The sequence below is a fragment of the Sphingobacterium sp. BS-2 genome, assembly GCF_046161205.1.
GTDB lineage: Bacteria > Bacteroidota > Bacteroidia > Sphingobacteriales > Sphingobacteriaceae > Sphingobacterium > Sphingobacterium mizutaii.
The window spans coordinates 45,233-66,649 of record NZ_JBIXGO010000009.1 but is presented as its reverse complement, the minus strand read 5'-3'; the positions used below and the strand labels follow the sequence as shown (position 1 = coordinate 66,649).

The following is a 21,417-nucleotide window of genomic DNA, read 5'->3' as shown; positions in this document are numbered from 1 at the left end:
ATGTTTTTTCACCAAGATGCTAGTTTCCTGAACCTGATTATCCATCATGTAGGAAACAAGAGCCAAGACGAGTATTTTACCCTATCTGAGGAAGAAGTAGATGTTAAATCTGATGAGATATTAGCAGACTTGTTGATGCAATATTTTATGAAGCCATTTGCAAAGGCCAATGAAGTGTATCGGTTTTACCATCCTAATGATACCTTAGAATTGAATGAGGTTTTTTACTTCTCTAGACAGTATTTTTCGGGAGATCTAGGATTTGTGGAGTTCTCGAAATCCATCGCTAAGTTTCTTTATGAGGTGACGGAGCATCCTAAGATCAAATCTGGGGAATTATATGTCGTAGCTCTAGATAATGTGCAATTGGAAGGAGAGGAGCATAAAGCGATCGGAATCTTTAAGTCTGAAAATAAGGAAGCTTATTTAAAAGTTTATACCGAGGCATCCGGCCTAGGTGTGAATTATGAGGAGAAGGCGATCAATATCAATAAACTGGATAAAGGGGTTGTCATTGTAAATGTTGAAGAGGAGGAGGGCTATAAAGTGCTCTGTGTAGATCCAACCAATGGTTCGGAAGCAGTTTATTGGAAGGATGATTTCTTGAAGCTGAAGACCAGAAATGATAATTACCAACAGACCGGGAATCTGATGAAAGTCTATAAAAACTTTGTCAATGACAAGATTGATGAGGTATTTGATATGGACAAAGCTGATAAAATTGATCTGATGAATCGTTCGATGAATTATTTCAAAACCAAGGAGACCTTTGTGGAGGATGAATTCAACGAAGAGGTAATTGGTAATCCAGATGCTATTTCCTTGTTCAAGGATTATAAGAGCAATTTTGAAGATGAATTTGAAACGCCTTTCCAATCAAACTTTGATATTGCAGCTCCTGCCGTGAAGAAAATGGCAAGTAGCTATAAATCTGTGCTTAAACTGGATAAAAACTTCCATATTTATGTGCATGGTAAGCGGGAGCTCCTAGAAAAGGGCTATGATGAGGATAAGGGAATGAATTATTATAAACTATATTTCGAAAACGAAGATTAGTTATGGCAAGACCTAAGTCAAATAAGCAGTATTACAAATGGATTGGCATCTGTATTTTGCTGATATTGGGCTTACAGATCTTGCAATCTAATTCTAATTGGGTAGAAAGCGCCTATAGCCGCGGTTTCTACCCAATTTATGTTTATATCCCAAGGTTTCTCTTTGGATGGCTGCCCTTTAGTATTGGCGACTTGATCTATGCCTTGGTTTTTATCCTTCTTGGATGGAATCTATTGAAGACTATTCTTTTGCTCTTCAAGAAGCAGTTTTCCCAATCTGGTCGGCAGTTCCTCAGGTTTATAGGCCTGTTGCTCAGTTTCTATATCTTCTTTTACGCTGCCTGGGCTTTGAATTATTATCGAATTCCAATCAGTAAACAGCTCGATATCAAAGTAGATACCATCATTCTGGAAGGCCATCTTTCAGTATTGGAGGCTCATATTAGCAAAGCTAATGCACTTCGCGAGCAAATAGATATCACTGATCAGGATAGGGAGAAGGCGGACCAACAGATTCAGGAATTGATGAAACAGGACCATACTTTTCCTATGCTTACAAAATCACAGGTTAAGATAAAAACACCATTGATTGGGCCTATGGCCTCATATTTTGGGGTGTCAGGGTATTTCAACCCATTTAGCAACGAAGCCCATATCAATGCAGAAATGCCGAAGACCAGTTATCCTTTCACCGTGGCACATGAGCTTTCCCATCAGATGGGGATAGGATTTGAGGACGAATGTAATTTTATAGCCTTTGTTAAATTGAAGGACCATTCTGATCCTTGGTATCAATATGCTGCCTATTATGAAAGTGTGACCTACCTGCTAAGGACCTTGTATTTGGTGGATCGATCGAAGTTTGAGGTCTTTAAAGAGAAGCTTTCTCCTAAGGTGAAGGCAGATATTAAGCAAGACCAAGATTACTGGATGCGCTATACAGGTTGGATTTCTGATGTTTCAGGTTTGTTTTACAACCAATACCTGAAGCATAATAATCAGATTGAGGGAATGGCAAGGTATGGCATGGTCAGCAGATTGATCATAGCTTGGGAAATAAAAAAGGCTAACTGATCCAGCTAGCCTTTTTATCGATTTTATTTTTTCTTATACAGAGAAACTCTCTCCGCAAGCACAAGTTCTTGATGCATTAGGATTATGGAATTCAAAACCTTTTCCAGTCAATCCATCGGTGTAATCCAATTCTGTTCCTGCTAAATAAAGGTATGATTTGATGTCCAAACAGATCTTTACTCCGTTGTCCTCGAAAAACTGATCTCCTTTTTTCTCTTCATTATCGAAGTTCAGTTTGTAAGACAGGCCAGAGCAACCACCGCTTTCAACAGCAACACGTACGAAATAAGTGTTATCGTAGTTCTCCTCCTTAATAATTGCGCTTATACGTTCTTTTGCTTTATCAGTTACGGTAACCATGTTTTTCTCCTTTGAATAATTCTACAAAAATACATAAAACAAATATGAAATATGATTTCAATCATCTTTCTTCTGTCAAATTAATCCCTCCTTGTACATCTCCCATATAGGTGAATCCTTTCTAATGCTTTCACAGGCTGCTTTTATGAGTGGAATCGCATAGTCAATTTCTTCCATGCTATTGTATTTACTAAAGCTGAACCGAAGGCTGCAATAAGCCTCATCGTCGGTATAGCCCATAGCCTTTAACACATGGGATGGATCACGATCACCAGAGACACAAGCAGAACCTGAGGAAAGAGCTAGTGTTGGGAGTTTGGTCATTAATTCAGTTGCTTTTACATGTTTGATATGCACATTGCTAGTGTTAGGTAATCGATTGCTGCCTAGTGTTTTGATTTCACTTTCCTCAATCTCTTCTAAAAGTCTCTTTTCAAAATAATCTCTTATTTCTCCAACGTCCTTATGTTCAAAATTGATTTGGTTAGCGGCCTCTCCTAAGCCAACAATTTGATGGACTGGATAAGTTCCACCTCGAAATCCTGATTCCTGCTTGCCTCCAACGATCAATGCGGGAATCTGTATGGGTTTAGACTTTCTGCGGATATACAGGCCGCCAATTCCCTTGGGACCATGAATTTTATGGGCACTCATACAAAGTATATCAATAGGGATATTTGAGAGATCCAAAGGAAGCTTTCCTATCCATTGGGTGGCATCGCAGAAAAAAAGAACGTCCTTATTGGAACAGATCTCTGCAATTTCCTCAATGGGTTGCAGTACACCTGTTTCATTATTGGCAGCCATTATACAAACCAAGACCGTTTGATCCGTAATGGTGTTTTTAAGTTCTTCCAGGTCGATTACCCCAAACTTGTTAACTGAAAGATAGCTAACCTTCATGCCTTCTTTTTCAACCGCTTGGCAGCTGCTTAATACAGCTTTATGCTCCGCGCTGGAAGTGATGATATGGTTGCCTTTAGATTGGTATGCCTTGCTGATTCCCTTGATTACGGTGTTTATGGATTCTGTTGCTCCCGAACTGAAATAAATTTCTTTAGGGTTTACGTTCAGTAAGTCAGCAACCTGTATGCGAGCCTTCTCGATAGCGTGGTTTGCCTGCCGTCCTAATTTATGCTGTATACTGGAAGCATTTCCATAAGAATCCTTTAAATAGGTTAGCATGGCTTTAAAGACCTGATCATCTATCTTACTGGTGGCGTTATTATCAAAATAGCAGTAGTCCATATGTTAAAGTTATTTAAAATATTAAGCCATCTACTGAATAAAAGACTATTTTTTTATTTTTGGGCTAAATTATCACAGCAAGAAAATGAACTTTGCAAACTTAGAATCCAGCCTTGAGAAGTTGTTCGACGTAATCCTTCTTAAAATCCCGAGTATAGCCGTTGGTTTTTTTATCCTATTTATTGGCCGTTACGTCATTAAATTCGTTCTGAGATTTATCGACAAGCGATTTGTGAAAAAGGATGTTGACATTTCGATCCGATCCTTTATCAAGAGCTTGATGAAGTTTGCAATGTATGCGCTTTTGATCCTCACGGTAGCAAATACCATGGGTATTGAAACCACATCGTTTATTGCGGCCTTGTCTGCTTTCGGATTGGCAGTAGGTATGGCCTTGCAAGGTAGTCTGTCCAACTTTGCTGGAGGGGTTTTGATTCTTATTTTCAGACCATTTGATGTCGGCGATTATATTTCGAGTGCCAATGGTTCTTCGGGATCCGTCGAAAGGATCGACCTCTTGTATACCACCATTATCGATGACGATGGAATCCGTGTATTTAGCCCGAATGGCACCTTGGCGAATTCGGTTATCAAGAACTATACAAAAATCACAGCCCGTAGGATGCAGTTCACTTTTGTTCTTTCCTATGATACTAACATCAAAGTAGCTCGCGAGGCTATCCTTTCGGTATTGAATTCAGATGAAAGAATTCTAGATGCGCCTAAGAAAGAGGTAATCGTAGGGGACCTGAAAGAGACCGGTATCAGTTTAGTGGTGAGGGCATGGGCTAATCGTGAAGTATTCTGGGCAACCAAGAATCAGATAGGCGAGGATATCAAAAATGTGCTGGATGGAAAGAATATGGTCTTCCCTTCAAATGTGGTTAAGATCATTGATGAAACTCCTGGGGATGACGAAAAGGACAAAGCCGTTTCCTAATCCATCGAATTTATCAATACATAATACCGGTAAGCTACAACAGCCTGTTGTAGCTTACTTAGTTTAGAAGGATCCTCCTTGCTATACTTTGGAAGTACTTTCTGGTTGATTTTGTTCAAAATCCTAAAGAATCCTTTTTTCATATCTTTTTAGTGAATCAATAAATTCAGACCTACAGCTAATAATGCCCCAATAATTGGACCAAGAACCGGTACCCAAGCATAACCTGCATCAAATCCAGCTTTGTTCCTTATCGGGAGTATCGCATGGATGATCCTTGGACCTAAGTCCCTTGCCGGATTGATGGCATAACCAGTAGTTCCCCCTAAGGAAAGCCCAATAACCCAAACTAAGAAGGCAACAGGGATGGCTCCAATGGAACCTAAGCCTACAACCGTATCATCAGAAAGCTTGGCATCTGTAAAATGAAGGATAGTGAAGATCAAAACAAAAGTTCCAACCACCTCTGAAATCAAATTGATAGGCAGGTTTCGGATAGCGGGTTCTGTACAGAATACCGCTTGTTTTGCTCCAGGGTCTTCTGTGGCATCAAAATGACTTTTGTAGACCAACCATACCACCGTTGCTCCAATCATTGCTCCCAAGAATTGAGCCCCAATATAGGATAGGGAAGTAGCGAGGTCCATTTTACCCAATGCTAAATTCGCTATGGTCACTGCACAGTTTAAGTGGGCACCTGAATAAGGAGCAGCTATGTTTACTCCTACAAATACGGCCAAAGCCCATGCAGTAGTGATTACGATCCATCCTGAATCATTTCCTTTCGTTTTGTTCAATACAACATTGGCAACAACTCCGCCCCCCAAGAGTATCATTACGGCGGTGCCAACAAGTTCAGCTATAAATGGTGTCATTTCTAGGTTTAGTTATAGTAATATGTTATCAAATAGGTATTAAGCGTTATTCGACCAGTAAATGACTGCATTTACCGCGCGATTCCATTCTTCAAGGTTCTTGTCAAGCTTTGCAGACTTGTTGTTTTCAATGCGTTTGTCTTCTTGCCACAATTCTTGCAGTTCAGCTAAATCTTTCCAGAACCCAACGGCAAGACCTGCTAGAAATGCTGCCCCCATTGCGGTTGTTTCCGTTATTTTAGGTCTTACCACCGTAGATTTTAATATATCCGCCTGGAATTGCAAAAGAAATTGATTCTGTGTCGCTCCACCATCCACGCGCAATTCCTTGATCTTGGTTTTCGAATCAGCTTCCATCGCTTTCAGGATATCATGGGTCTGGTAGGCAATACTTTCAATCGCCGCTCTAGCGATATGGGCATCAGTAGTTCCTCTTGAGATCCCAAAGATGGTACCTCTCGCATTCGGGTTCCAATGTGGAGCGCCCAATCCAGCAAAGGCTGGAACGAGATAGACGCCATCCGTGGTGTCAACACTGCTGGCCAAAGCTTCCACATCACTTGATTTTTTGATAATCTTTAATTCATCTCTCAGCCATTGAACAACCGCTCCTCCGATAAAAATACTGCCTTCAAGTGCATAGACCACCTCTTTCCCGATTTTCCAACCAATGGTCGTTACCAGTTTGTTTTCAGACTTTACAGGCTTGTTACCAATGTTCATTAACAAGAAACAGCCTGTTCCATAGGTGTTCTTTGCCATTCCCTTTTTGATACACATCTGGCCAAATAAAGCTGCCTGTTGATCCCCAGCGATACCGGCAATCGGAATAGGACGGCTGCCCAATTCCGTAGAAGTTTCACCATAAACCTCCGATGAACTCTTAACCTCCGGTAATAAGGACTCCGGAATATCAAATAATTCCAATAATTCCTTGTCCCACTTTAACACATTGATATTGTATAGCATGGTCCTCGATGCGTTTGTCACATCTGTAACATGTTTTTCGCCATTGGTCAAGTTCCAGATCAACCAGGAATCAATGGTTCCAAAAGCAAGCTCCTTGCGTTCTGCAAGCTTTCTTGCCCCTTTCACATTGTCCAGGATCCATTTAATCTTGGTAGCAGAGAAGTAAGAATCGATCAGCAAACCAGTTTTCTCCTGAACCATGTCCAAGTGTCCATCCTGGATCAGCTTGGCACAATAGTCAGCAGTTCTTCGATCTTGCCATACGATTGCATTATAGATCGGTTCTCCAGTCCTACGGTTCCAAACCACGGTGGTTTCCCGTTGGTTGGTGATCCCGATTCCTTTGATGGATTCCAACTTGGTCTTGGATTTCGCCAAAGCTTCAGTGAAAACCGCCATCTGGCTAGACCAAATCTCTTGCGGATCATGTTCTACCCATCCAGATTTAGGGTAGATCTGTTGAAATTCCTTCTGGGCAATATTCACGATATCACCCTTCTTGTTAAATAAAATTGCCCTTGAGCTTGTCGTTCCTTGATCTAATGCAACAATATATTCTTTCATTCTCTAAGGTTTATATAGTCTTGAATTATAGTGTGTAGCGTTTAGCTAGTTCAATGTATTGGTTAACTTCTTCTTGTGCCCATCCTTCAGGTTTCCCTAATTCTTTGGCCATTATTTCAGCCACTTTAGGAGCGGCCTTCATTGATGCTTCAGCGTCTAGAAGCAATAGACGACAACGTCTGCCAAGGAAATCTTCAACCTTCCTGACCATTTCGTAGCGGCAGGCCCAAACGACTTCAGCAGCGTTGTACTCATAGCCATCCACGAGCAATTCGCGCAATGACTCATCCTCTTGGATCAGTTGCTGTATGGCTTGATAGTCCTTACCATAAAGATTCCAATGTGCATGATATACATCGGGTGTAGAACCATGGATCGGCAAGCTTTTCGTCCTGCATGGTACATCCTTCAGTTTACCGATCTGAATGGCCATATTGACGGTGTCTTCAGCCATTTTACGGTAAGTTGTCCATTTACCTCCAGTGATCGTGATCAAATCCGATTCAGAGTGGATAAGCTTATGGTCCCTAGAAATCTCCTTTGTGCTTTCATCATCATCTTTTGGAGCAGCCAATGGCCTTAATCCCGCATAAATAGCCAAGATATCCTCACGCTTCGGTGCAGGGTTTAAATAGCTGTCTGCGGTCTCCAAGATAAAGTTGATTTCATCTTCCATCGGGCGAGGCTCGTTCATATGATCCTTGATCGGGATATCTGTGGTCCCCAATAGCACTTTCCCATGCCATGGCACCCCAAAGAGAACCCGGCCGTCACTGGTTTCTGGAATCATCAAGGCGTCGATACCATCCAAGAACTTCTGGTCAATGACAATATGCGAACCTTGACTTGGGCGAACCAAGTTCTTATGCGCAGGGGAGTCCATCTTCAAGATATCATCCACAAAAACGCCCGTCGCATTGATAACCGTCTTAGCTTTAATATGATAGGTTTCGCTAGTTTCAGTATCTCTTATGCTGATACCATTGACTTTTCCCTGCTCATTCTTATGGATTTCTATCGCTTCCATATAGTTCAATACGGTCGCACCATGTTCAAAAGCGGTCTGGCCCAAGTTTACGGCCAACCTAGCATCGTCGAATTGGCCATCATAATACAAGATGCCACCTTTAAGGCTTTTGGTCTTGATGTGCGGCAATTTTTGGATGACTTCCCCTTTAGAGAGGCCTTCCGAATTCCCGATTCGGAGACTGCCTGCAAGCCAATCATAGAGCTTCAGGCCAATTAAATATTTCAGTTTGCTAAATGTCGAGTAGACAGGGATAACAAAGGATTGTACGGAAGAAACGTGTGGGGCATTTTTAAAGATCAGGCCTCGTTCTCTCAAGGCACCCATAACTAATTTGATATCACCATTGGCTAAGTAACGGACTCCACCATGGACCAATTTGGTGCTTTTGCTAGAGGTTCCTTTGGCAAAGTCATATTTTTCTATCAATAGGACCTTGAAACCTCTACTGGCGGCATCCACTGCCGTTCCTAAGCCGGTAGCACCACCTCCGATGACTACCATATCCCAAATTGTTGATTCCTTTAATTTATTGAGTTGATCTGATCTGTTGATTCCAGCGAGCATGTAAATGGGTTTTATGCTAAATGTAAGAATTTTTAAGAAGAAATTAAATCCATCCAGAGGAGTTTACAAAAAATTAACGTCTTGTATATTGTGCGAAAAAAGGCGTAAACCGTTCTTTTTTAAAGGAATTTTATTCTTATTTTTGATGTTAAGCCAATATAAATAAAACTTGAATTATGTAAAAACCCAGCTTTATTTATATTTAATTATCTTTAATATTGTTTTGAAGTAAAGGCGATATCTACCATTATGACACTAAGTAATAATTCATTTACGCAAACGTTTGACTAAATCCCATTGTACAGAAATTAAGATATATGACTTAAATTAATAAAGTAATGACCGAATGTGATAAACGAAAACTGAAAAGTTTTCCTACACTTGTGAAACTAAATCTATTTATACAATTTTTATGATACAATAATCTAATTTTTTGCTGAATCAATTTCCCAGAGAGGAAGATGTTCGTGGCAAGGAAAGAGTTTGTTATATCCAGTTGAATCATAAATTTTATGAAAGAAAACAATAATACTTCTAGGCGCGATTTTATCAAGAAATCGTTGATTGGGGCAGCAGCATTTACTATTGTGCCTCGTTTTGTACTTGGAAAAGGCTATCTAGCTCCCAGCGATCACTTGACAAAAGGGGTAATCGGTGTCGGCTCTATGGGACGTGGACACTTTGAGTACGCCGGTACCAAGACAGTAGCTATCTGTGACGTGGATACCCGCCACTTAGCAATAGCACAAAAAGCATTGGGTGGAGGGGTTAAAGAACACCATGACTTCCGTGATTTGATCTCTAATCCTGAAGTGGATATTGTTCACATCGCTACGCCACCTCACTGGCACGGATTGATGGCTGTCGAGGCTGCTCGCTCCGGAAAAGATATCTGGTGTGAGAAACCAATGACCAGAACTATCGGAGAAGGTAAAAGAGTGAAAGAGGCTGTAAAACAGCATGGTAATATTTTCCGTTTGAATACATGGTTCCGTTTTGATGCCAATTTCTATGGCATGAATGTGCCTGTTAAGAAAATCAAGAAATTAGTGGATACAGGTATGCTAGGTTGGCCATTGAAGGTGACCATCAGCAAGCATACAGGATTCGACTGGAAATTCTACTGGGTAGGAAAAACAAACCTGCCGGTGGAACAGGTTCCAAAAGAATTGGATTATGATATGTGGTTAGGTCCAGCTCCTTACAAACCATACAATGCACACCGTACGCACTTGACCTTCCGTGGTTATTGGGATTACGATGGCGGTGGTTTGGGCGATATGGGACAGCACTATATGGACCCTGTTCAATATTTCTTAGGGAAAGACAATGAATCACCTGTTAAGATTGAGGTGGATGCTCCACAACAGCATTCCGATGCTGTAGGTACTTGGAGAAAGATCACCTATACCTATGCAGATGGATGCCAGATTATCCTGGACGGTGAAGGAACGGAAGAAGGAAAAGCATACATTGAAGGTCCTAACGGAAAACTATATAGAGGATTCGTTTCGGATATCCCAGACTTGGAACGCAAGTTGGCCCAATATCCAGAACCAGCTCCTCAGGTTACCGACTTCGTAGAGGCAGTTCGTACGCGCCAGAAATTCGCACTGAACGAAGAAAATGGTTATTACTCCTGTACCTTGATCAACTTAGGGCTAGCAGCACTTAGGTTGAACAGAACTTTGCATTATGATTCCGCTAAACAGGAGTTTGTCAATGATGAAGCAGCTAACAGATTAATTCACCAGCCGATGAGAGGACCTTGGTCTTTCTAAACCTACGAAACATGAAAAAAGTATTTAACACCATAGCCGCATTATTATTTTTACAAGTTGCCGCTTATGCACAGCAACCTTCAGGACGCACCACGGCGACCAAGATTGCCGATGTATTAGCCCAACAGCCTGCTGAAGAACAAGCAAAGTTCTTATCGGCGATGAAGGAATTGGAAGGTTTTACTTCCGAGGATGTTTCAGCGCTGTTGCTAGGATTGAAACCTCAAGGAGGAAATAATGCGCCAATCGAATATGCAACGAATTCGTATGCCTTTTTTGTGATGCAGCCGAACATGGAAAGCCAGCGTGCAACCTATGTGAAGGGCTTATTGGAGGCATTGGATAAATTGACCGACAAAAACAACAAAGGATACGTCTTTGAATTGCTTAAGTTCTGTGCTAAAAACGATGCTATTGAAAAGGTAGCACCCTATTTGGCAGACGAGGACCTAGCTGAAAAGGCTGCCCGAGTTCTGAATGCAATCCATACGCCAGAAGCTGCGAGTGCTTTGAATGCTGCTTTAAACAGCTCAGCGACTGAAAAAACAGCTACCGCGATCGTTACGGCACTTGGTGAGTTGGAATCTACAGAAGCAGAGGCGAAAATCATTGAGCTGATTGCGAAGTATACATCCGATAATTTCCAATTGGCGGGTCTTACTGCATTGAGTAAAATTGCAGGCCCTAATTCAGCCGAACTTTTTTTAACGAAAGCAGAAGAGAAGAGCTACCAATATGATAGAACCAATGCTGCAAGTTTAGCAGTTGACTATGCAGAAGGATTAGCTAAGAAAGATAAAGATGCGGAAGCAACCAGATTTGCTACCACCTTATACAAAAATGCTACAGCATTCAAAGCTCCAACAATCCAAGCCGGAGCTATTTCTGTATTGACGGCCATCAACCCTGCAAAGCAGAAGAAACAATTGATCAAATTGGCTTCGAATGAAGACAAGCTTCTTCGCAATGTAGCCCTAGGCTTATTGGCTGATGAGGCAAAGGCTAGTGACCTAGTGAAATTAGCGGGCTCCTTGAGAAAATTCGATGGAGATGCGCAAGAAAGCTTACTGAACTTCTTGGCAACTGAAGACGCAACGGGCTCAGTAAAGGCTATTGAGAAGAGCTTTCCTGCATTGAAAGATGAGGAAGCTAAAATCGCTGCTTTAAATGCGCTTTCTGTTTTGACCAAAGGTGCAAATTCAGACTTCTTGATCAAACAGATTCCAAATGCTTCTGAAAAGGAATTGGCTGTGATCAAAACCTTGCTTTTATCTTCAAAGGATAAAGGAACAATGGATGTGGTAAACGGAGCTTTAGCCAACGCGGATGCTAAAACACAAGTTGCTTTATTGGATGTCCTTTCCCACAGAACAAATCCATCCTCTTCAGCTGCGGTATTGCCCTTAACGGCTTCATCGGATGCTGCAGTGAAATTGGCGGCTTTCAAAGCCTTATCCAATACCGTAAACCCAGATAATCTAGAGGCTGTCATCCAATTAATGGATAATGCTTCAGGTGAAGAATTAAAATACGCACAGCAAGCAGCAATTGATGCTATTAATGCCAGCCCAGATAAGGATGCAAAAATCCAACGTTTAGCTGCAAATATTTCACGTTCTGCTGCTCCTTCAGCTGCTAAATATTTCCCAATCTTCGCAGGAGTGGGGGGTACAGACGCACTAAAAGCAGTTGAAAACTATTTAGGTAGCAATGGTCCATTGAAAGCTGAATCTATCCAAGCTTTGGCAAACTGGTCAAATTCGGAATCTCTTCCAGTCTTGATCCGTCTCTCCAAAACAGAAAAAGATCCAGCACTTTTCAATACCATTTTCAATGGCCTGATCAAACAATTGAATGCGAGCAAAGTAAATCCTGATCAGAAAACCTTATTGTTAAAAGATGCTTTTGAGCTTGCTCAAGATGTCAAACAAAAGAGAGCGGCTTTATCCAATCTTCAATCTACTGGTACTTACCAAGCATTGATGTTTGCTGCGCAGTACATGAATGACAAAGATTTAGGTGGGTCAGCAACAAACGTAGCCATGAATATTGCTATGGACCACAAGGACTATATTGGTGCTGATGTTCGCAAGATCTTAAATGATGCTGCAACTAGACTATCAGGAAGCGAAAGCTCTTACCTGAAAGAAGCTATTGTACGTCATTTAGCTGAAATGCCAAGTGGTGAAGGTTACATTTCCATGTTCAATGGTAAAGATTTGACAGGATGGCAAGGCTTGGTTGAAAATCCGATCAAACGTGCTAATATGTCAAAAGCTGAATTGGCAAAGAAACAAGTTGAAGCTGACAAAAAGATGCGCGAAAGCTGGACTGCAGAAAATGGAGACTTAGTTTTCAGCGGTCATGGCGACAATATCGCAACCATTAAGAAATACGGCGATTTTGAAATGTTGGTGGATTGGAAATTAGATCCTAATGGTAAAGAACCAGATGCTGGTATTTACCTAAGAGGAACTCCACAAGTTCAGATCTGGGATATCTCCCGTACCGAGGTAGGTGCCCAAGTAGGTTCTGGTGGTCTATACAACAATGCTAAAAATGCCAAAGACCCTATTAAGGTTGCAGATAATGCTTTAGGAGAGTGGAATACCTTTAAGATCAAAATGGTAGGTGAAGATGTTTCCGTTTGGTTAAATGGTGAATTGGTCGTTGATAATGTTCCATTGGAAAACTATTGGGACCGCAATCAATCTATCTTCCCAACAGAACAGATCGAGCTACAAGCCCATGGTTCAAGAGTATGGTACCGTGATATCTTTATCAAGGAAATTCCACGTAAAGAAGTTTACTCCTTGAGCAATCAAGAGAAACAAGAAGGTTTTGAAATGCTTTTTGACGGTACGAACTTAGATAAATGGACCAGTACTCCAGCTTATGAGATCACTCCGGAGGGTTATATCCGTTCGAATCCTGATGCTAAATTTGGAAAGAACTTATATACGAAAGATCAATATGGCGATTTCGTTTATAGATTTGAATTTAAATTGACTCCAGGAGCGAACAATGGTGTGGGTATCCGTACACCATTAGAAGGTGATGCAGCATACCAAGGAATGGAAATCCAGATCTTGGATGATGGGGCTGATGTTTACAAAGATCTTAAACCTTATCAATATCATGGTTCTGTTTACGGAATCATCGCTGCGAAACGTGGTGCCTTAAATCCAGTTGGAGAATGGAATACTGAAGAAATCCGTATCCAAGGGGATAAGATCAAAATCACTGTCAATGGAAAAGTTATTGTTGATGGCGACTTGAAACAAGCAACCAAGAATGGTCCTGCTGATGGGAAAAGTCACCCTGGATTAAGCAATAGCTCAGGCCATATCGGTTTCCTTGGCCATGGTACAGAGGTTTTCCTTCGTAACATCCGAGTGAAAAAAATGTAAATAGATTTTTTAAATATTACCAAACAGGGGGCTGTCCAAATATTTTGGACAGCCCCCTGTTTTTTTCGCTGGATTTTTAGATGTTCCTGTTTTATTCCCAATAATGCTTTAATAGGAGCTTTTTATCGTAAAATAAAGCTGACAGTTTCCCATATTCCTGAGTAATCTCGTATACTTGCTTTAGTAATAACAACAATCAATTATTCATGCATAAGATTAACCTAATCATTTCTTGTTTGGTCCTTGGTTCTGTTGGTAGCAGTTTTGCCCAACTATCACCCTTAACCGTAGAAAAGATCATGCGAGATCCGAAATGGATGGGCACTTCACCCTCAAATTATCGATGGTCTGACAACAGTAGATTTCTGTATTTCAATTGGAACCCAGAAGGAAAGGATAAATCCCAAGTCTATCGCTTAGATGTTGCCTCCAAGAAATATGAACTGAGCTCCGATAGCCTAGCTAAGCTGGATGAAGCTCCACAATATATTTTCAATCAGGACAAAACCTTGGCTGTATTCGAAAGGGAAGGAGACCTCTATGTCAAGAACAAGGAGAAGGTCAAACGCCTTACCGAAACTATCGAAAGAGAAAACCCATTATCCTTTTTGTTGAACGATGAACTCGTTTTCCAAAGGAATGAAAATGTATATACCCTAGACCTGAACAATAACACGGTCCGTCAATTAACCAACTTTCAAAGAGGTGTTGCTCCAAAAGCTGGACAAAAGCTTTCCGATCAGGATGAATGGTTGAAAAAGGACCAAGAACAGCTGTTTGAAGTCTTTAAGGAAGAAGATCGCTTGAAGGATAAGACCAAAAAGAAAGAGAATAAGAAGACCTTATATCTAGGCGACGCTTATTTAGGCGGATTGTCCGTGAGTCCCGACGGCCAATTTATCACCTACCGATTGATCTACCCTGCCAAAGGAAATAGAAATACCATTGTTCCCGATTTCATCACCCGTTCAGGATATGTAGAGGACCTCAATATGCGTACAAAGGTGGGTAATGAACTTACACAGTTTAAGAGCTTTGTCTATAAAGTGAAACAAGATACTGCTCTAGAGGTTAAAGCATCCAATATCCCGGGGATCAAAGATTTACCTGCTTATTTAAGTGACTATCCAGAACGCTTAGCCGAACTTCAAAAGGCAAATAAAGACCGTCAGGTAAGTTGGGGAGTAAGTTCTTGGTCTCCAAATGCAAAATATGCTGTAATCACGGCTAAGGCACAGGACAATAAGGATTTTTGGATCCTGAAAGTTAATCCAGAAGATGCCAGTTTGGTCCAGTTGGATAGGCAGCATGATGATGCTTGGATATCTGGTCCTGGAATTGGGAGGGATGTAAAATGGTTGAATGAGCATACTTTTTATTTCAATAGTGAAGCCTCCGGTTATTCGCATTTGTATAGCTATGACCTTAACAGCAATAATAAAAAGCAATTGACCGAAGGAAATTGGGAGGTGCAATCAGTACAGTTGTCAAAGGATGGAAAGAATTTCTATATCTCTGCCAACAAAGAACATCCCGGCATTACGCATTTTTATAGTTTACCTGTTCAAGGCGGGAATTTAGTCCAGATCACTTCAATGAAGGGTGGTAATGAAGTCACGCTTTCACCGGATGAAAAATATTTGGCGATCAGCCATTCGACCATGAACAAACCTTGGGAACTGTATTTGCAGAATAACAAGCCTCAAGCTGATGCCAGTAAGATTACCAAGTCGACCACAGCAGAATTTGATAGCTATGCTTGGCGTGAACCGGATATGGTTAAATTCCAAAACCGTTATGGGGATGATGTCTATGCTCGCGTTTATCCAGCCAAGAATCCTCATCCAAATAAACCGGCGGTGGTTTTTGTACATGGAGCAGGGTATTTGCAGAATGTGCATTATTGGTGGAGCCAGTATTTCAGGGAATATATGTTCAATAATATGTTGGCCGACAATGGTTATACCGTAATTGACATAGATTATACAGCCAGCTCGGGTTACGGTCGTAATCACCGTACAGGCATTTACAGACATATGGGCGGGAAAGACCTTACCGACCAAGTGGATGGGGTTAAGTATTTGGTAGACCATTATGGAGTTAATCCTGCCAATGTAGGCCTATATGGAGGCTCCTACGGAGGTTTCATTACCTTGATGGGGTTATTTACCGAACCAGAGGTGTTTAAGTCTGGAGCGGCGCTAAGGTCAGTTACCGATTGGGCGCATTATAACCATGGTTATACCGCCAATATCTTGAATACCCCGGTTGAAGATCCTATAGCATTCAAAAGAAGTTCGCCAATCTATTTTGCAGATAAATTGAAGGGTAACCTTTTGATGTTGCATGGTATGGTGGATGTGAATGTGCAGTTCCAGGATATAGTGCGTTTAAACCAGCGATTGATTGAGTTAGGTAAAGAAAATTGGGATTTAGCCGTTTATCCAGTCGAAGACCATGGATTCGTACAACCAAGCAGTTGGACTGACGAATACAAAAGGATATTTAAGTTGTTTGAAAATACCTTGAAGAAATAAAAAGCAGAGTCTTCTTCCAGAATATTTTGCCAGATTATTGTAGCTTGAACCAGGATGGGCTTCGACAGTTCATCGAGCGAAGTCGAGATGCAGCTCTGGGTACGGGATTTGGGAGTCGACAGGCTCACCCATCGGATGGACCAAGATCATGGTATAATCGTGCATTATTCAACGATATTTACCCCCATTATTGTAGGGGCGTATTGAATACGCCCGCCTCAATATTTTGTTTGCATTGGCGTTCGGTTTTTGCATCGAAGATGCAGAATTAATGCTCCTATGGGAGAAGGACTGTACAGATTCTTCACTAATCGTTCAGACGAAATCGCAAGATGAGAGAACTATTTCAAATGAAGAGTGTATAGTTCCGAGACCCTTCTTAGGTCAGGATGGAAGGCATAATTGGGAACGCAGTTTGAGGAACTGACCGCAAAACAAACCTATTATATGTTCAAAAAATGATGCGGGCTTATGCAATAAGCCCCTACGGAATTGGGGTCAAATATAGTCTAGAATGCAACCCCAGTTCTTGGTCCATCCTCCCATCCTCTGTGGGTTAGCCTGTCTAACCCTATCCTGGTTCATTCCCAGTTCTTGGTCTATCCTCCCATCCTCGGTTGGCGAGCGGAGTCGAGCCACATCCTGGTTCAAATATCCAGTAGGTGAGCGGCATCTCGGCTCCGCTGATCTTCGAGAGGGATTCAGAGCTTAGCGAAGAATCTATTGTTTTTTTTGAGGTGTTTGTCCTTTCGAAATCGCAAGATTAGAAAACTATTTTTTTATTGCTATTTGCCCATAAGAAAGAATTTGCAGAAAAAAATTCCACATCCACTGGGGTCGGGCATTGCATATATCTAATTTCTACAAAGATTCCACCCCCTAGGGTTTATTCATCTGTTTACCATTTTTTCAGTTTTTCTTCTTATCTTCAAGGTTTACTAACCAATTAACCAATTTGTTATGAATTATAATCGACTTCTGTTGCTGATTATATCATTAACGGCAGCGGCGACCATGTTCTTCTTCTTATTTGGACCGAACAAGGACAATAAATCACTGGGTTACTTCGCTCTTTTAATCCTGATCGGAACTAATACCATCTACTTCTTGTTTTCCAAGGATTGGATCAATCGGAAACCCAGGTAATCCCTATCTTATTCGAGACATATTCGGAATTTTGGCCAAATGTTCAAAATCTTAAGAAAGCTATGCCCGAAGCATTCCCGAAGATGCCTCGAATATGGGTAAAAGGAAAGTCGAAGAAGCCTGTTGCCTTGCTATAACTTTATAGAAAAAATTAAGGATATAAAAATCCCCCTAAGATTCTGTTCTTAGGGGGATTCCATATTAATTTTGCTGGCAATGATTTAAGCGACGTCTCTTAAATCTACCGCTACAACTCTTGATACTCCTTGTTCTACCATGGTTACACCATAGATAATATCGGTGCTGGCAATCGTACGTTTATTATGGGATACCACAATAAATTGAGATTGGTTGGAGAATTCGCGGATGATGTTATTGAACTTATCAATATTGGTGTCATCCAAAGGAGCATCCACCTCATCGAAAATACAGAACGGGGCTGGTTTCAATAAGTATAAAGAGAACAATAGGGCAGTGGACGTCAATGTTTTCTCACCACCGGAAAGCTGGTTGATCGATAAAGGACGTTTTCCTTTCGGACGAGCGACAATATCTATATCGGATTCCAAAGGATTGTTCGGATCACTTAATACGATATCACAAGAGTCTTCCTCATTGAACAGAGAACGGAATACTTTGATGAAGTTTTCACGAACCGTGGTAAAGGCGTACATGAATTTGTCATTTGCAGACTGGTCAATCTCTTGAATTGTGCTCAACAAAGAAGCTTTGGCTTCCATAAGGTCTGTTTTTTCCTTTTGGATAAAGCCATGGCGTTCATCCATTTCATCGTAAGCCTCTTTTGCCATGGGATTGATGCTGCCATAATCATCCAATTGTTTCTTAAGCTTCCTGCAAGAAGTTTCTAGATCAGCCATTGCCAATCTTTCCTCCGGGATTTCTGCTTCCAACAAATCTTGAAGTTCAATATTGAATTCCACGGATAACCTTTCCTTTAAGGCATTTAAATCGATCTGTAAAGCTGTTTTCTTGTCCTTTAACTCTGATATCAAGGAGTCTGAGATATCTTTGGATTTACGGAGCTGATTGATTTCATCTTCCAAATCATTGATTACTTTTCTCGATTTAAAGAAGTCTTCTTCAACTTCCTGCAATCCTTTCTCAAGCAATTCCTTCTGTTCGTACATGGAACCTAGGTCTGTATCGTTATTGTCTACAAAACTCAAGGCATCTTTTAGGTCGTTTTTGACCGTATCGAACTCTATCGTGAACTTTTCAATTCTTTCTTCCAGGTTCTCCCGTTGTGTTTCCCTGTATTCTACATCCCTTTGCAGGGTATTTACCTTGTTCTGTTGTTGGTGGAACTTGATGTTCTCCTGGTTGTAAACGGATGATTTCTCGTTCAGGATCTCTGTCAGTTCATGATAGCTGTCTTCAAGTTTGCTTAATACCGTTTGGTTTTCTAGCGCAGTTTCTTTGAAAGAGTGCAATTCAGGCTCAGATTTCTCTAACTGAGCAATAATATTGGCAACTTTGGTCTCTATATCCTGTTTTCTGTTCTGGCTGCTGTTGATGAAAGTTTGATATTGCTCTTGCTTGGTCTTTACCGTAGTCAGTTCATTGTTCAGACGGTTCAATTGCAGTCTTTGTTCATCGATGAAATCTTTTTGAGAACTACCCTTTAACCCAATCAATCGACCATTTAATTCTTCTTGGGTCTCTTGGATGATATCAATCTGTTCATTCAAATCCTTGATTTCCTTTTCCAGGATTTCCAAGTTCTTCGCTCTACCGATACGTTTACCTTCAAATAAGCCTACGGAACCACCGGAGATTCCCAGTTTATTTTTAGAATATTTTCCTTCTTTTTGAAGTAGGACCATATTGTCATCGGGTAGATTGGCATCGATGTCAATCTCAGACTCGGCATCGATCAAGTACACATCTTTTAATAGGATTTGACAAAGGTTGCGGTACTTTTCATCTACCTTAATGATCTCCATTGCTGGTATGAGGGCCTTATTGCTTTCCTTCGAAGTTGGATTGGTTTTTAATTCGTTAATTGCTTCTAATACAAAGAAATTGGCTCTACCTCTTGAAGAATCACTTAACAACTTGATTGCCTGTACAGCATCTTCTTTGGTCTCCACCACATAATGGTTCATGATGGGTTCCAGGAAGTTCTCCACCGCCACGCGATAGTCTTCTTCACAGAAAAGGATGTCGGAAAACAATGGCGGATTTTTCTTCCAGCCCGCGTGTTTTCTCAGGAATTTGATGGACTCCGGAAAACCTTCTAAGTTATCCACCAAGGATTTGGTCAAATTATATTCGTTCTGTTTGGAATCTACGGAGCGCGCTTTTCTGCTTAGGTCATCTGCAGATTCTTTGAGTTTAGTTTCGCATTGGGCAATCTGTCTTTGGATTTCCTCTTCGGTACGCATTGCCTCATCAAATTGATCTTGTTGTATCGCTACACGCTCTTCTAATTCAGCAACCGCATGGTTAAACTGTTGAAGTTCCAATTCTTTCGATTCAGCATCATTGCTGGTTCTCAAAGATTCTTGTTCCAACGCTTCCTTTTGAATTGCCAAAACCGCCAATTCTTTTTCCAAAGCATAGATCTGACTCTGTAAAGCTTGGCTATTCTTGGAAAATTCATCCAATTTTGACTTTGCCGAAGATTGCTGTGCTCTCAGTTCTTCAACCTCTGTTTTATTGCTCTCAAGGTCCTGTTTTACAGCGTCTAAGGTGTTCTGCTCTTCATAAAGCTCCTCGTTCAATCTCTTTATTTGATATTGGACATGGTTCAATTGCTGCTTATCGTTCTGAAGGTCATTGTTAAGGCGCGTTTCCTTCTCTTGAAGGTGTTGCAACTGCGCATTCTTGATCTTCTTTTCCGATTCATACGAGCGGATCTTATTGATGTACTCCTGGGTAGCTTTCTGTTGGGCAGACAGGTTCTGTTCTTTGGCAAGAATATCTGTTTTAGATTCTTGCAAGGTTTTTTCCTTACTCTCCATGTTGGAAAGTACGTTTTTCAGCCTGTCTTGTTGTTCTGTTTCCTGATCGGTAATTCTTTCTAAATCTCCTTGGAAGCCCTCAAGTTTGTAATAGGCCAAGCCTATGCTGGCATCCTTATATTCTTCCTTGAGCTTGAAATATTTCTCAGCTTTCTTCGCTTGATTTTCAAGAGATTTTAGGTTCTTGTTGATTTCAAACAAAAGATCATCCACTCTAGAAAGATCAGATTCAGTATCTTTTAGTTTTGATAGGGTCTGTTTTTTACGGACTTTATATTTAGAGATTCCTGAAGCTTCCTCAAAGAGGTTTCTCCTGGAATTATCCTTATTGGCGATGATCTCATCGATCATCTTTAATTCAATGATGGAGTAAGTGTCTGAACCAATCCCAGTATCGAGGAATAGGTCAGTGATATCTTTCAACCTACATTTCACATCGTTTAGTCTATATTCACTTTCACCGGTCCTGAATAATTTTCTGGTGATTGTAACAGTAGCAAACTCGGTAGGTAATATGTTTTTAGTATTATCAAAGGTCAATGAAACTTCGGCCAGATTAGCAGCTTTACGGTTTTTTGTGCCGTTAAAGATGATATTCTCCATTTTGTCCGAACGCAGGTTCTTGGTGCTTTGTTCACCTAGTACCCAGCGCATTGCATCAACAACGTTAGACTTGCCACAACCATTCGGTCCAACAATGGCGGTTACCCCTTCGTTGAAGTTGATGGTTACTTTGTCACCAAAACTTTTAAACCCTCTAATCTCTAATTTTGTTAATTGCATTAGCTCTTATAAGTAAAAAATGTGTGCGAAATTAAGGAATTTCAGCAATGAATGAAATACCCTAATTATGGAGTAAGTGCTCGATTGTATTTTAGGA

The 21,417-nt window shown here is 40.9% G+C and carries 14 protein-coding genes; 7 read left to right on the top strand and 7 right to left on the bottom strand.

The window, feature by feature from the left end; all coding sequences use genetic code 11:
- A complete protein-coding gene (locus tag ACK2WI_RS02715) occupies positions 1–1,056 on the top strand; it encodes a nucleoid-associated protein (RefSeq protein WP_409149703.1) in 1,056 nt (351 codons plus the stop codon).
- Between the two features lie 2 nt (positions 1,057–1,058).
- Positions 1,059–2,129, top strand: a complete 1,071-nt coding sequence (locus ACK2WI_RS02710; RefSeq protein ID WP_409149702.1) for a DUF3810 domain-containing protein — start codon at positions 1,059–1,061, stop codon at positions 2,127–2,129.
- Between the two features lie 33 nt (positions 2,130–2,162).
- Here the strand turns inward: ACK2WI_RS02710 and ACK2WI_RS02705 are convergent, their stop codons facing one another.
- Both ACK2WI_RS02705 and ACK2WI_RS02700 read right to left on the bottom strand, forming a co-directional pair.
- Entirely contained in the window at positions 2,163–2,489 is a 327-nt protein-coding gene (locus ACK2WI_RS02705; RefSeq protein WP_093097436.1) for an iron-sulfur cluster assembly accessory protein, read from the bottom strand.
- Between the two features lie 75 nt (positions 2,490–2,564).
- Positions 2,565–3,737: a cysteine desulfurase family protein gene (locus tag ACK2WI_RS02700; RefSeq protein ID WP_409149701.1), complete on the bottom strand. Its 1,173-nt coding sequence runs from the start codon at positions 3,735–3,737 to the stop codon at positions 2,565–2,567.
- A gap of 85 nt (positions 3,738–3,822) precedes the next feature.
- Here ACK2WI_RS02700 and ACK2WI_RS02695 point away from each other — a divergent pair, with 85 nt between their 5' ends.
- Positions 3,823–4,677 (top strand): mechanosensitive ion channel family protein, encoded by an 855-nt coding sequence (locus ACK2WI_RS02695; RefSeq protein ID WP_409149700.1) that lies wholly within the window; start codon positions 3,823–3,825, stop codon positions 4,675–4,677.
- Here ACK2WI_RS02695 and ACK2WI_RS02690 read toward each other — a convergent pair.
- Genes ACK2WI_RS02690 through ACK2WI_RS02675 form a run of 4 tightly spaced genes read right to left on the bottom strand, consistent with a single transcriptional unit; the run spans position 4,674 to position 8,679 of the window.
- The gene (locus tag ACK2WI_RS02690; protein WP_312697887.1) at positions 4,674–4,820 is read right to left on the bottom strand and encodes a hypothetical protein; all 147 of its coding nucleotides are present in this window, start codon (positions 4,818–4,820) and stop codon (positions 4,674–4,676) included. The two genes, ACK2WI_RS02695 and ACK2WI_RS02690, sit on opposite strands and share 4 nt — an antisense overlap.
- Before the next feature lie 6 nt (positions 4,821–4,826).
- The gene (locus ACK2WI_RS02685; RefSeq protein WP_093097432.1) at positions 4,827–5,552 is read right to left on the bottom strand and encodes an MIP/aquaporin family protein; all 726 of its coding nucleotides are present in this window, start codon (positions 5,550–5,552) and stop codon (positions 4,827–4,829) included.
- A 39-nt stretch (positions 5,553–5,591) separates the two neighbouring features.
- Positions 5,592–7,085 (bottom strand): glycerol kinase GlpK, encoded by a 1,494-nt coding sequence (glpK, locus tag ACK2WI_RS02680; RefSeq protein WP_409149699.1) that lies wholly within the window; start codon positions 7,083–7,085, stop codon positions 5,592–5,594.
- 25 nt (positions 7,086–7,110) lie between these two features.
- Positions 7,111–8,679, bottom strand: coding sequence for a glycerol-3-phosphate dehydrogenase/oxidase (locus ACK2WI_RS02675; protein ID WP_409149698.1), 1,569 nt, complete (start codon positions 8,677–8,679; stop codon positions 7,111–7,113).
- 512 nt (positions 8,680–9,191) lie between these two features.
- On the opposite strand from ACK2WI_RS02675, the gene ACK2WI_RS02670 reads away from it, so the two are divergent.
- The 4 genes from ACK2WI_RS02670 (at position 9,192) to ACK2WI_RS02655 (ending at position 17,553) form a co-directional block, all read left to right on the top strand.
- Complete coding sequence (locus tag ACK2WI_RS02670; protein WP_312697889.1) at positions 9,192–10,460, top strand: Gfo/Idh/MocA family oxidoreductase; 1,269 nt, start codon at positions 9,192–9,194, stop codon at positions 10,458–10,460.
- 11 nt (positions 10,461–10,471) lie between these two features.
- Positions 10,472–13,870, top strand: a complete 3,399-nt coding sequence (locus ACK2WI_RS02665) for a DUF1080 domain-containing protein (RefSeq protein WP_409149697.1) — start codon at positions 10,472–10,474, stop codon at positions 13,868–13,870.
- A 206-nt stretch (positions 13,871–14,076) separates the two neighbouring features.
- Positions 14,077–16,407 (top strand): prolyl oligopeptidase family serine peptidase, encoded by a 2,331-nt coding sequence (locus ACK2WI_RS02660; RefSeq protein ID WP_409149696.1) that lies wholly within the window; start codon positions 14,077–14,079, stop codon positions 16,405–16,407.
- Positions 16,408–17,367: 960 nt separating this feature from the next.
- Positions 17,368–17,553 carry a hypothetical protein gene (locus ACK2WI_RS02655; RefSeq protein ID WP_093097419.1) on the top strand — a complete coding sequence of 62 codons (186 nt, stop codon included), beginning with the start codon at positions 17,368–17,370 and terminating at the stop codon, positions 17,551–17,553.
- 221 nt (positions 17,554–17,774) lie between these two features.
- Here ACK2WI_RS02655 and smc read toward each other — a convergent pair whose 3' ends face one another.
- The gene (gene smc, locus ACK2WI_RS02650; protein ID WP_409149695.1) at positions 17,775–21,320 is read right to left on the bottom strand and encodes a chromosome segregation protein SMC; all 3,546 of its coding nucleotides are present in this window, start codon (positions 21,318–21,320) and stop codon (positions 17,775–17,777) included.
- Between the last annotated feature and the right edge of the window lie 97 nt (positions 21,321–21,417).